Source organism: Vulgatibacter sp., assembly GCF_041687135.1.
Taxonomy (GTDB): Bacteria; Myxococcota; Myxococcia; order Myxococcales; family Vulgatibacteraceae; genus JAWLCN01.
This window is the reverse complement of sequence record NZ_JAWLCN010000001.1, coordinates 126,630-138,660: the sequence shown is the minus strand read 5'-3', so window position 1 is coordinate 138,660 and position 12,031 is coordinate 126,630. Positions and strand designations below refer to the sequence as shown.

The 12,031-nt window shown below is 69.5% G+C and carries 12 protein-coding genes; 5 read left to right on the top strand and 7 right to left on the bottom strand.

Features of this window, described 5'->3' with window-relative positions; genetic code table 11:
* Both ACESMR_RS00680 and mraZ read right to left on the bottom strand, forming a co-directional pair.
* Nucleotides 1–423, bottom strand: coding sequence for an STAS domain-containing protein (locus ACESMR_RS00680; RefSeq protein WP_373044172.1), 423 nt, complete (start codon nucleotides 421–423; stop codon nucleotides 1–3).
* Entirely contained in the window at nucleotides 420–872 is a 453-nt protein-coding gene (gene mraZ / locus ACESMR_RS00675) for a division/cell wall cluster transcriptional repressor MraZ (protein WP_373044170.1), read from the bottom strand. The genes ACESMR_RS00680 and mraZ overlap by 4 nt, the downstream gene beginning before the upstream one ends.
* Before the next feature lie 403 nt (nucleotides 873–1,275).
* Here mraZ and ACESMR_RS00670 point away from each other — a divergent pair, with 403 nt between their 5' ends.
* A complete protein-coding gene (locus tag ACESMR_RS00670) occupies nucleotides 1,276–1,986 on the top strand; it encodes a hypothetical protein (RefSeq protein WP_373044168.1) in 711 nt (236 codons plus the stop codon).
* 53 nt (nucleotides 1,987–2,039) lie between these two features.
* On the opposite strand, the gene ACESMR_RS00665 is transcribed toward ACESMR_RS00670, so the two are convergent.
* The 4 genes from ACESMR_RS00665 to ACESMR_RS00650 all read right to left on the bottom strand — a co-directional run bounded on the left by ACESMR_RS00665 (nucleotide 2,040) and on the right by ACESMR_RS00650 (nucleotide 6,545).
* A complete protein-coding gene (locus ACESMR_RS00665) occupies nucleotides 2,040–3,206 on the bottom strand; it encodes a hypothetical protein (RefSeq protein WP_373044166.1) in 1,167 nt (388 codons plus the stop codon).
* Nucleotides 3,207–3,350: 144 nt separating this feature from the next.
* A complete protein-coding gene (locus ACESMR_RS00660; RefSeq protein WP_373044164.1) occupies nucleotides 3,351–3,986 on the bottom strand; it encodes an MYXO-CTERM sorting domain-containing protein in 636 nt (211 codons plus the stop codon).
* Nucleotides 3,983–4,636 (bottom strand): hypothetical protein, encoded by a 654-nt coding sequence (locus tag ACESMR_RS00655; protein WP_373044162.1) that lies wholly within the window; start codon nucleotides 4,634–4,636, stop codon nucleotides 3,983–3,985. The genes ACESMR_RS00660 and ACESMR_RS00655 overlap by 4 nt, the downstream gene beginning before the upstream one ends.
* 130 nt (nucleotides 4,637–4,766) lie before the next feature.
* The gene (locus tag ACESMR_RS00650; protein WP_373044160.1) at nucleotides 4,767–6,545 is read right to left on the bottom strand and encodes an acyl-CoA dehydrogenase family protein; all 1,779 of its coding nucleotides are present in this window, start codon (nucleotides 6,543–6,545) and stop codon (nucleotides 4,767–4,769) included.
* A gap of 277 nt (nucleotides 6,546–6,822) precedes the next feature.
* On the opposite strand from ACESMR_RS00650, the gene ACESMR_RS00645 reads away from it, so the two are divergent.
* A complete protein-coding gene (locus ACESMR_RS00645) occupies nucleotides 6,823–7,050 on the top strand; it encodes an AbrB/MazE/SpoVT family DNA-binding domain-containing protein (RefSeq protein ID WP_373044159.1) in 228 nt (75 codons plus the stop codon).
* An 80-nt stretch (nucleotides 7,051–7,130) separates the two neighbouring features.
* Here the strand turns inward: ACESMR_RS00645 and ACESMR_RS00640 are convergent, their stop codons facing one another.
* Nucleotides 7,131–8,288, bottom strand: coding sequence for an HD domain-containing phosphohydrolase (locus tag ACESMR_RS00640; RefSeq protein ID WP_373044157.1), 1,158 nt, complete (start codon nucleotides 8,286–8,288; stop codon nucleotides 7,131–7,133).
* Between the two features lie 151 nt (nucleotides 8,289–8,439).
* Between ACESMR_RS00640 and ACESMR_RS00635 the strand changes: the two genes are divergently transcribed.
* The 3 genes from ACESMR_RS00635 to ACESMR_RS00625 all read left to right on the top strand — a co-directional run bounded on the left by ACESMR_RS00635 (nucleotide 8,440) and on the right by ACESMR_RS00625 (nucleotide 11,987).
* Nucleotides 8,440–9,570: a CarD family transcriptional regulator gene (locus ACESMR_RS00635; RefSeq protein ID WP_373044156.1), complete on the top strand. Its 1,131-nt coding sequence runs from the start codon at nucleotides 8,440–8,442 to the stop codon at nucleotides 9,568–9,570.
* A gap of 3 nt (nucleotides 9,571–9,573) precedes the next feature.
* Nucleotides 9,574–10,119: a hypothetical protein gene (locus ACESMR_RS00630; RefSeq protein WP_373044154.1), complete on the top strand. Its 546-nt coding sequence runs from the start codon at nucleotides 9,574–9,576 to the stop codon at nucleotides 10,117–10,119.
* Nucleotides 10,120–10,265: 146 nt separating this feature from the next.
* Nucleotides 10,266–11,987 carry a DUF6909 family protein gene (locus ACESMR_RS00625; protein WP_373044153.1) on the top strand — a complete coding sequence of 574 codons (1,722 nt, stop codon included), beginning with the start codon at nucleotides 10,266–10,268 and terminating at the stop codon, nucleotides 11,985–11,987.
* The last annotated feature ends 44 nt before the right edge of the window (nucleotides 11,988–12,031 follow it).

Sequence of the window (12,031 nt, the reverse complement as noted above, 5' to 3'; positions counted from 1 at the left end):
TTAGAGCGTGTCGTCCTCGCCTGCAGCGTCCTCGGTGGCGAGGGCGGCGTAGGCGAAGGCGGCGGAAGCGGACTGCGCCGTGTCGTGCATCTCGAACTCGGCGTAGAGGCCCGAGGCGCGGAAGATCGACGCCAGGTAGAGCGAGAGGCCGCAGACCTTGAGGTCGCCGCCGGCGCCGCGGAGGAAGCGGGCCCGGGCTGCGAGCTGGCGCACGCCGCGGTAGTCGACGTGGTGCACGCGGGAGAGGTCGAGGACGACGTTGTGCTTGCCGGCCACCGAGAGGCGGACGATCTCGTCGGCCAGGTCGGTGATCTGCTGCTCGAGGAGCTCGCCCTCCGCGGGAATCACGTGCACGTCCGCCTGCACGGCAGCGGCAACAGCAGCCTCGTAGCCCGACACCCTGGCGTAAGTGATCTTGTTCATAGCGTGAGTTCCTTGAGCGTGCGGGTCAGCGTCCCCTCGCTGCGCCGCTTGTCCATGTAGGAGCGGAAGGTCTCCGCGTCCCAGATCTCGAAGTGCTTCAGCTTCCCCACGAAGAGGATGTCCTTCGTGATGCCGATCCCCTCCCGCAGCGGCTGCGGGACGAGGAGGCGGCCCAACTTGTCCGTCTCCACGTCCTGGGCAGGCCCGACGTAGAGGCGGATGAGCTCGTCGACGCGCGGATCGAACGGGTCCATGTCCGCGAGCTTCTCTTCGGTGGCGCGCCACTCCTGCATCGGGAACGCACGGAGGCAGGGAGCGCCGTCGGCGGAGGGAGCCAGCATCAGCGTGCTCTCGCCTTCGTACTTCCCCTGCATCACTTCGCGGAACTTCGCCGGCAGGGCCGTCCGGCCCTTTGCGTCGACGGCGTGTTCGTAGGTTCCGCGAAACAAGCGAGTCCTCGACCCTCGTGACGACTTCCATCCGCCACCACGATCCACTTCATACCACTTTCCTCCACCGGCGCGCCAGTCCCATGCGCACGCACGGGGGGCCAGTAGAGAAAGGGGCCTGATCTCGCTGGGTTTGCGTTGTACCGAATGGGAGGCCGATCTGCACCTGGTCTCTGTGGACAGGGCTGTGGAAAACCGAACCCTTCTCTGGAATGGGTTCTAGCGGGGGTTTGGAGGCCGTTTACGGGCTAGGTGGATCCAAGTGGATCGAAGGGGGGCCGAAAGTGGGGTCCGGTGGATCGCCGGGGCGGCCGATCGGCATCTGGGGGTGCGGATTCCCGCACTGGTCCGCGCCTGTGCCGGTCGCCTACCGTGGGCGCATCTCTTCCCAGGGGCTCTCGCGATGCGCGTCACCAGGTGGCTCGTTCAGGCTGTTCTCGCTCTCGTGCTCGGCACCACCGTGGCCGCTTGCGCCACGGACGACGATCCCGCCGGCGGCGGTGGCGCAGGTGGCACGGGCGGCGTCGGTGGAGGCGGCGGCACGGGTGGCGCCACCGAGCCCGCCGCCATCAACACCGACTGGAACGCGCTGCCGGCCGAGCCACAGGTCGTCGACGGCTGGAGCCTCGGGTCCTGCGGCGACGCCCCCGTCCTCTGCGCCACCCACCCGACCCACGGCGACGGCAAGGTGGAGGCGATGCGCTTCCCCCTCGAGTCGATGACCGACTTCAAGGCAAAGCTCGACAGCGACGGCGCCGAGGCGGCGCTGCAGTGGGCTGCGGACGATTTCCTGGCGACCTTCGGCGCGGACCGCGCGGCGGGATGCCCCGCCGGATCCGAGTTCACGCCGGAGGAGCCCGCCGCCCTCACCGTCGGCGGGCATCCCGCGGTGCGGATCGAGTTCCGGGTGGCGCTCGAAGACGGCACCGGCATCGAGCACGTGCGCTCGACGATGATCTACGACGGCGCTGCGGTGCACGTCATCGTGGCCTCGGGCCTCGCCGACGAGAACGGCTGCCTCGAGCGCATGGGCGAGTTCACCGTCGAGGGCTTCGCGGATTTCCTGCCGCTCTACGACCGCATCGTGGCGGGCAGCACGCTCCTCGACGGGTAGGACTTCGAGGCGGGCGGCACCGCTTCCGGCGACCGCCCGCCCGCCCGGATCGATCAGCCCAGCGCCAGGCAGGTGACCACGATGTTGGTCACGTTGCCGTTGCCGACGGTACCCGTCGCGCCGGAGGTGACGCTGCACTGCAGCCACCAGTCCGGCTGGGTCAGCACGGTGATCGAGTAGGTGCTGCCCGGCGCCATCGGCGTCGCGAAGGTGAAGGTGCCGTTCGAGTTGACGGTCAGGTTGTCGCCGCCGTTGTTCTGGAGGACGAGGCCCGGCGCCTCGAGGCCGGTGACGCTGCCGCCCACCGTGTAGAGCCGCTCGACGCAGGTGATCTCGACGCCGGTGTAGTCGGCGTCGAGCGTGCCCGCAGCGCCGCTGATGGTGCAGGTGCGATCGGGGGCGAAGACGCCGATCGTGACGTCGAAGCTGCTCCCCGCCACCAACCGCGTCGGGAAGGTGAAGGCGCCGTCCTGGGTCAGCACCAGGCTGTCGCTCAGGTTGTTGCGGATGGTCAGCGGCGCGGTGCCGAGGCCGGTGATCGTGCCGCCCACCGTGTACGTGTCGACGCAATCGACCGCCACACTCTCGACGTTGGCGCCCGCGAGCCTGCCGAAGGACGAGGTCACGCTGCAGATCTGGAAGGAATCGGCAGGCTGGGTCGCCACCTCGACCCGGTAGGTGGAGCCGTCGGGCAGCGCGGTGGGGAAGGCGAAGGGACCGTCGGCGTCGATGGTGATCGGGTCGCCGCCGTTGTTCTGCAGCACGAGGCCCGTGCCCCGCAGGCCGGTGACGGTGCCGCCGACCGTGAAAGTGTCGGTGGCGCAGGTCACCTCGAGGACGACGTCGCTGCCGGTGATGGTGCCGACGGCATCGGCCACCGTGCAGGTCTGCACGAGGCCGGTGGGCTGCTGGGCGACGCTGATCAGGAAGCCGTCGCCGTCCTCCAGCACCGCGGGGAAGGCGAAGGCGCCCGCCTCCGCGATGGCCAGATCGTGCGGGTCGTTGAGCTGGAGGACGAGGCCGCTGCCGGCGAGCCCGAAGGTCGGTGTCTCGGAACCGCCCGTCCCCCCTGCCCCGCCGCTGCCACCCGTGCCACCGCTGCCACCCGCTCCGCCGGTGCCGCCGCTGCCCCCCGTGTTGCCGGGGGGATCCCCCGGCTCCGTCCCGCCGCAGCCCGTCGCAGCGAGGAGCCCGGCAGCTCCGATCAGCGCGAAAATCAACTTCGCCCGTGGTGCTACACGACCAAACCTCGGCCCGCCGTGAACCGCCATCGCGTTTCTCCTGCGGTGCGTGTTTCGTGTAACCGCTGATGTAACTGGAGGAGGATGGTGCCCGACCCGACGGGGTAGCAGGAAGCCGGCGAGCTACGGCGACGGCGAGCGTTCCCGAGCGAACAACCGGCATCGCTGGCGCCTTGCACCCAGCAACGCCGCGGCTCCCACGAGCAACGGCAGCGCTCCGGGACTGCCCCCGGCAGCTGCGCAGCCGACGCCCTCGTCGCGGACGTGGACCTCGGTGGACGGCCCCTCGTTGCCGGCGCGGTCGAGCGGCGTGAGGCGGACGCGGAAGTCGACACGGTCGTCGTCGTCGCGTTCCTCCCAGACGAGGGCGACCGAGTCGTCCCAGCCGAGGACCTGGATCCCGCCGGAGGTGTCGTAGAGCGGCGGCAGGTGCGGTCCGTCGAACTCCACCCGGTAGCCGATGCGATCGGCGGCGGTCCTGTCGTCCGTGCTCGGGCGCAGCAGAAGCCGCGCCTCGCCGAACCAGCGGATCCCGTCGCCGTCCCCACAGCTGTCCACGCCGCGCCCGGGCAGCAGCGGCTGCACCGCCCGCACGACCCGCACCGACTGGACGACCGCGGCGGTCGGCGAGGCGGTGTCGATGCCCACCTCCGCCGGATCGATCTCGTACGGGTCGATGGGTCCGGTGCTGCATGGCCAGGCGGCCGTCGGCGTCACCGCGACCGCCGCGACCGCCGCGGCGAGAAGCCAGCCCCTCATCGCGCCCCCCGCCCCGGCTGGGCGCCGTAGAAGAGAGCCAGCCCGCCGCTGGTATAGCGATAGCCGCTGTCCGGCTCGAACGTCATGCCCACGAGCGGCTGCAGCGCGAACGTGTCCGCGATCCGCACGAAGAGCCCGAGCCCCCCACCCACGAGAGCGCTCCCCTGCCAGGCCCGGTCCTCGGGCCAGAGCCGCTCGGCCTCCCGCCAGCCGTACCCGGCGGAGACCTGCGGCACGACGGTGAGCCAGTCGGTGGCGTGGATGCCGAAGACCACGGGCAGCTGCACCAGCACCAGCCCCTCCAGCTGCGTATCGTCGATCCAGCCCGCGGTGAGCGCGGGCGCCAGCGCCAGATCGAAGCGGGAGGAGCGGACGAGCTGCTGCTTCACGTCGAACGTGCCGTGGACGGGAGCGAGCTCGAGCCCCACCTCGGTCCATCCGGCGACACCGAAGCGCGCGCCGAGGCGGGGCGCGGCGGGAAGGGCTGCATCGAAGGTCTCTCCGAGCTGCGGCTCGTAGCCCTCCACCACGTCCACTGCGGCGTGCACGGAGACTTCGCTCGGCGCGAGGGTGCGGGCGGTGCCGTAGCGTTGGAGCGAGGTGCAGCCTGCCACCAGGAGGCAGCTCGCGGCGAGAAGCAGGCGCGACATGGCGGCAGCATCGCAGCCACCGCTGCGCCGCGCCACCGGCTGCGACACGAGGTGTATTCGGCCCCGAATACGCGCAGCGGCGTGTCCCGCGAGGGAGCACGCCGCCTGGTTCATGCGCCGCTACCGCCGATCAGTACTTCCAGGGATAGCCGCCGCTCTCGATCACCCGGCCCAGGATCGTCTCGCGGAGCTCCGCGGAGTCGTAGGGCACGAAGGTGTAGAGCTTCTGCAGCGCCGCGAGGTGGGCCTTGCGCTCGTCGCCCTTCGAGGCGGCGTTGACCACCTTGCGCGCAGCGGAGAGCGCCCGCTCCCAGGCGTCGTGGGCGTAGAGCTGCACCGCCGCCACCCGGGCCGCGTCGTCCGCGCCGTGGTGCAGGGTCCGCCCCACCGCCGAGTCGACGGCGTAGGCCTCGCCGATGACGTCGGCCAGCGCCGCGAGCACCTCCTGCCGCTCCTCGATGGCGGGACCGAAGGCGTTCACCGCCACCATCATCGCGTAGCCGGCGAGGCGCTTCATCATCTCCGCCGCCTGCTTCTCCTCCGCCAGCGGCCCGTCGAAGGAGGGGAGCCCGCTCTTCAGCTCCTCCTGGATCTGGCCGAACCACTGCAGGAGCGGCATGCCCTTCATCATCCGCTTGAGGAGCATGCCGGGCACGAGCATCCGGTTGATCTCGTTGGTGCCCTCGAAGATCCGGTTGATGCGCTGGTCGCGCCACGCGCGGGCGACCGCGTACTCCTCCATGTAGCCGTAGCCGCCGTGGATCTGCAGCGCCTCGTCGATGATCCCGCCGGCGATCTCCGAGCCCATGTACTTCAGGATCGAGGACTCGATCGCGTACTCCTCGGCTGCCGCCATCACCGCTGCGCCGAAGTCGTCGGCGTCGTGGTCGCGGCCCTGGAGCTTCGCGTCGATGTTCCCCGACGTCCGGTAGCCCATCGACTCGATGGCGTAGATCCTGGCGACCATCTGCGCGAGCTTCTCGCGGATGAGCGGGAACTCCGCGATCGACTTGCCGAAGGCCTTGCGCTCCTGCGCGTAGCCCGTGGCGATCTCCAGGGCGTTCTTGGAGCCGCCGATGCAGCCGACGCCGAGCTTCAAGCGGCCGTTGTTGAGGATGTTGAAGGCGATCTTGTGGCCCTTGCCGATCTCGCCGAGCACGTTCTCCACCGGCACCTTGCCGTCCTCGAAGATGAGCTGGCAGGTCGAGGAGCCGCGCAGGCCGACTTTGTTCTCCTCGGGCCCGATGGTGAGGCCGGGGGTGCCCTTCTCGACGATGAAGCCGGTGAATTTGTCGCCGTCGATCTTGGCGAAGACCACGAAGACGTCGGCGAAGCCGGCGTTGGTGATCCACTGCTTGGTGCCGTTGAGCACGTAGTGCTTGCCGTCGGGCGAGAGCACCGCGGTGGTCTTGGCGCCCAGCGCGTCGGAGCCGGAGCCCGGCTCGGTGAGGGCGTAGGCGGCGATCCACTCGCCGGTAGCGAGCTTCGGCAGGTACTTCGCCTTCTGCGCCTCGTTGCCGAACCACACGATCGGCAAGGTGCCGATGCCGGTGTGGCCGCCGTGGGTCACCGACCAGGAGCCGAGCCGCGCCATCGCCTCGGCGACGATCATCGCCGTGGTCTCGTCGAGGCCGAGCCCCTCGTACTTCTGGGGGATCGACGCGGCGAGGAGCCCGAGCTCGCCGGCCTCGCGGATGAGGCGGGTGGTGAGATCGTACTCCTTGTGCTCGATCCGCTCGGCGTTCGGCACCACCTCACGGCGGACGAACTCGTCGCCGGTCTTGAAGAAGAGGCGCTGCTCCTCGCTGAAGCCTTCCGGCGAGAGGAAGCGGGTCTTGCCCACCGGCTCGAGGAGATAACCGCCACCGATCGAGCCCTGGATCGGACCCGTCTCCATCCTTGCAGCCATGCCGCAGCTCCTTCTTCCCGCCGGCTCGCTGGGCCCACGGGATCATGCTGAATGAATACCCATTCATTGTTGCGCCGCGTCGCGTCGGTGCGCAAGGGGCGGGCAACCAGACAGGGGAGAGGCACACACCGGCGCCGCCCCACCCGGAGCGCAACGGTGGCGACCACCCGCCCCACCGGCATCCGCCCGGGTGGGTGGGGTCGCTTGGCGGCGTCACCTTGCCCCTTGCGACCAGAGCCGCTACTCGTTGTTCGAACACCGTTCCAACGAGCCAGCCATGGTCAAGAAACTCACGCCGGTCGGCAACAGCCTCGGCATCATCATCGACCGCCCCATCCTCGATCTGCTCAAGATCGACCGCGAAACCGCGCTCGAAATCAGCACCGACGGCGAGGCGCTGATCATCCGCCCGACACACGCTCCCGGAAATGGAGACCACGTCGCAGAAGCCGCGGACCGCGCGATGGCACGGCACGACAGCGCGTTCCGCAAGCTAGCGAAGTGAGCCCACTCTTCTTTTCGGTGTAGCGAGACGCGGCAAAGCGCCGAGCGGCGAGCCCAGCGCGTGCGCTGACCGCCCGGCGGTCAGCCCTTGGTGCCGGTCACCGCGGCGGTCTGGCGGCGCTGCCAGAAGCGGCCGACCTCGCCCAGCCCGTCGGCGGCGTCGGCAGCAGTCGAGGCCGCCGCCATCTCGTCGATCTGGTCGCGGATCGCTTCCCACTCCGCCTCGGGGACTGCCGCGAACGCCTCGACCACCCTCGGATCGAATTGCGTCCCCGAGCAGCGCTGGATCTCCGCCAGCGCCACCGGGAAGGGCCTTCCCGCGCGGTAGGGGCGGTCGGAGCGGATCGCGTCGAGGGTGTCGACCACGCAGAAGATCCGCGCGCCGATCGCGATATCCTCGCCCTTGAGGCCGGCGGGATAGCCCTTGCCGTCCCAGCGCTCCTGGTGCTGGAGCACCACCTGCGCCGCGGACTCGAGATAGTGGATCCCGCGCAGGAGCCTGAAACCGATCGCCGGGTGCTCCTTCATCTCCTCCCACTCCTCGGGAGTGAGCGGACCGGGCTTCAGGAGCACCGAGTCGCGGACGCCGATCTTGCCGATGTCGTGGAGGAGCGCGCCCATCTCCACGTCGTGGAGCTCGCTGCCGGTGAGCCCGAGCTGCTCGCCGAGGCGCTTCGCGTAGAGCGAGACGCGGCGCGAGTGCCACTGGGTCTCCATGTCCCGGTAGTCGAGGGCGTTGATCATGCCGTCGAGCAGATCGTTGGTCCGCTCCACCACCAGCCGCTCGAGGTCGGCGTTGATCTCCTGCAGCTGCGCGTTCTGCTCCTGCACCTTCTCGGTGAGGAGCGCGTGCTGCCGCTTGAGCTCGCCGTATTCGTAGGCCTGGCGGATGGTGTTGATCAGCTCGGCATGGTTCCAGGGCTTGGTGAGGAGCCGGTAGATCTCGCCGGTGTTCACCGCGTCGGTGGCCACCTTGAAGTCGTTGACCGCGGTGAGGAGCAGGCGCGGCGCGTCGGGGCAGATCCGCCGGGCCTCGCTCAGGAACTCCACGCCGTTCATCCCCGGCATCATGTAGTCGGAGATGATCAGGTTCGCCGGCCGCTCCTGCAGCTTCAGCAGCGCGTCCTCGGGGCTGTTGCAGCTGGAGACCTCGAACCCCTGCGCCTCGAGCACGCGGTGGAGTGCGCGGAGAATGAGCTGGTCGTCGTCGAGGACGAGGACACGGCGGCTTTCGGTCATGACTTTCTCGAGGTGCATCGCGCGGGACTCTACCCTGTTCTCCCGCCGACAACCAAGCCCGGCGGTGAGAAGCGATGCAGCGCCATGTGCTTGACGCGTCCGGCGACCGGGCGGGTGGCCAACCCTGCACGTTTCCCGACATTTCACCGGTATGGCAGGGGGTTCGGCTTCGTTGCCGCCCGCTTGCCCGCATGGTAGGCAACCGATCGTGCCAAGTCAGGAACAGACGGAGAGCCTCCCCCAGGATTCCGCAGGGGCGATCCAGTCCGCCGACGAGCTTCACGACGGGGACCGGGTCGTCTATCCCAAGCAGGGCGTTTGCCGCGTTCTCGGCCGCCAGGCGAAGGAAATCTCGGGGATGAAGCTCGAGTTCATCGCTCTCGCGCGCGAGGAGGATGCTGCGTCCATCCTCGTGCCCGTGGCGAAGGTGCCCACCATCGGCCTCCGCAAGGTTGCCGACACGACGGAGCTCGGCGACGTCTTCGACCTGCTCGCCTCCTCGTTCGACGATCCAGAGCTCGACTGGAAGGTTCGCCACCGGATGCACGGCGACCTGCTCAGCGCTGGCGGGATCCTCGGCGTGGCGGAGGTGCTCAAGGCGCTCCAGGCGCTGGCCAACCTGCGGCCTCTTCCGCAGAAGGAACGCGAGCGCTACGACGCTGCCCGCCACCTCCTGGTGGACGAGATCGCCGTGGCCCTGGGCGTCCCCCACTCCACCGCCGAGGACTACATCGACCTCGCGCTGATCCCGCCGCCCGGCGTGGTCCGGCCCGCGGCGAAGCCCCGGCGTCTCGCCACCCTGCCTCCGAAGCCCGTCCGGCCCGCAGCCCGCAGGCCCCGGGGCGAGGACGAGGAGGAATTCGGCGAGATCGGCCTCGAGGACGAGCTCGACCTCGGCGAGGAAGAGCTCCCCGCGGAAGAGGAAGAGACCGAAGGCGAGGGCGAGGCCGAAGGCGAGGCGGCAGAGGCCGAGGAGGAAGAGGAGACCCCGGCGAAGAAGCCCCGCAAGGCCCCGGCGAAGAAGGCGCCTGCTGCAGCGAAGGAGAAGGCGCCGGCGAAGAAGGCAGCGGCGGCGAAGAAGCCTGCGGCCAGGAGCGCGCGAAAGACGGCAGAGGCGGGCGAGCCTGCGGAGAAGCCGAAGCGGACCACGAAGAAGGCCGCTGCCGGCGAGGAGAAGCCGGCGGCGAAGAAGCCCGCCGCGAAGAAGAAGGCCGCCGCAGCGGACGAGGGCGAAGCGAAGGCCCCCGCGAAGAAGACCACCCGCGCCAGGAAGTCGGAGTAAGCCGTGATCCGAGTGGTGACGCTGGAGTCCTTCGAGGACGCCGACATGGACGCCCTCTGCAAGATGCTCTTCCAGGCCTACGGCCTCGGCTGCGAGCGGGCGGGGAACCTGCCGCTGCCCGAGGAGGCGGAGAGCGTCGGCGACGTGGGGGCGTACGATGCCAACACCCTCCTCGACGAGGCCGAGACGGTGAAGCTCGTCGCCGACGACAAGCTCCTCTACGTGACCCGGCGCAAGCTCCACCAGCCGGAGGGGCCCCTCGGCGAGCCGCCCACCCACGGCCTCGCGCAATTCGGCGGACAGAAGGCGGTGGTCTCCACCGCGCTCTTCCCGAAGGACCTCGAGGAGAACAGCGACGAGTTCCGCAAGCGCCTCGCCAAGCAGGCGGTGCGGGAGATCGGGCGCACCTGGGAGCTGCACACCTGCCTCGATCCCAAGTGCTCGATGCACCCGTCGTGGGCAGCGCCCTTCGAGTCCAACGTGGAGCCGGTGCTCTGCAACTTCTGCCGCGAGAAGAGCGAAGAGGCGATCCGGCTCGCCAATACCTGAGCGGCCCGCTCGCTCGCACCACGAACGCCCCTGCAGCCCACGCTGCCGGGGCGTTCGTCGTTTCTGCGGCAAAGGATCGATCGCAGAGGTGGCAAGCGCTCCCGTGCGGCAGCAGAATCCAGGGCAAGACGCAGAGGAGAGCCACCGTGGACCGGCAGCCGCCCCGCATCACCAGCGACGAGATCGATCTCTACGTCCGGACCTACTACTCGCTCCTGCGCAGCTCGGGCGAGGTGCGGGTACGTGGCTTCGAAGAGGCCCACATCTACTCGAACACCAGCCTCCACTCCGGCGCCAGGGACCTGGTGCCGGACGTGGCCGCCTTCGGCTACAGCGCCGCGCGCCTGCCGGCGTGCATGCCGCACGTGCGGCTGGTGGTGATGGGGCAGAGCCACGAGATGTTCGAGGCGGCGGGCTTCGACGTGACCAACTGGAGGCGGGTCCGCACCCGCGGCAGGCGGCGGCCGCTGCGCTGGGACGGCGGCGAGAACCTGGCGGGCTTCGTCACCTCGACCTCCGATATCGACGACCTGGTGCCGATCACCACCGGCTGGCAGATCGAGTGGAACAAGATGCACCGCGCGCTCTCCCAGAGCGCCATCGGCAAGCAACTCGCCGAGGCGCCGCCGGACGCGCCGATCACCGTCGACCTCGACGAGCTCGCGGCGGCGCTGGGGCTCGACGCCCACGCGGTGGAGCAGCTCCGCGCCGCCTTCGGCGAGAGCTGGGACTTCGGCCTGCGGGAGATGGCGCGGCGAGAGGCGGACCTCTCCTTCCGGCTCCTCGCCGGCTCCTACTCGCAATACCAGCGCGCGGCGCAGCGCTGGTGGGGCGAGATCGAGCCGACCTACCTGCAGGAGACGGCGCCGCGCCGGCGGCCGGTCTACTTCGTCTCCTCCAACACCCACTCGCTCTCCAACCTGCTCGGCGGCTACGCCGTGGCCCACCGGCAGCAGATCATCGACTTCGTGAAGCGCCGCAACCCGGAGAACCTCGCGCCTGCCCTCGAGCACGCGATGCAGCGGGGCGACGAGGCGGAGACGAGCGCCATCGCCTACTACCTGCTGCGCGAACTGATCCACGCCGAGGACAAGCAGACCGAGGTGCAGCAATTCGATGCGGAGAGCGGCATCGTCACCATCGAAAGCCCCGGCAAGATCGACGTGAGCGCGCAGCAGATCGAGCTGAAGCGCCTGATCCCCGAGCGCATGGACCCGCGGCTCCGCATGGACGGGCTCGAGCGGCTGCGCGACAGCGACGCCGTGATCCTCAACATCGACTATCCGCTGGGCATGGCGGCCTACCACCACCTCTCGCGGCTGGGACAGGGCGTCGGTGAGCTGCGCGGCGTCTACGTGATGGGCAAGGCGGCGACGCTCAACGGCCGCGTCGGCGACGCGATGATCTCGTCGGTGGTCCACGACGAGCACTCGCGGAATACGTACCTCTTCCGCAATTGCTTCAGTGCCGCCGACGTCCAGCCGTGGCTACGCGAGGGCGTGGTCATCGACAACCAGAAGGCGCTCACCGTGCTCGGCACCTTCCAGCAGAACCGCGAGTACATGCGCAGCTACTACAGCTCCGGCTACACGGTGCTGGAGATGGAGGCGGGGCCCTATCTGTCTGCGCTCTTCGAGCTGGCCAATCCCAACCGCCACCCGCGCGGCGAGATCGTCCACCTGTCGAACCAGATGCCCTTCGACGTGGGCGTGCTCCACTACGCCTCGGACACGCCCTACTCCCGCCGGCAGAGCCTGCTCTCGAAATCCTTGAGCTACTTCGGCGTGGAGAGCACCTACGCCTGCGCGATCGGCATCGTGCGGCGGATCCTGCAGAACGAGCTGCAGCTGCTGGGCAGGGCGGGGTAGCGGCGCCGTATTCCGCCGAGAATGCGCTTCGTCAGGCGCTGCGC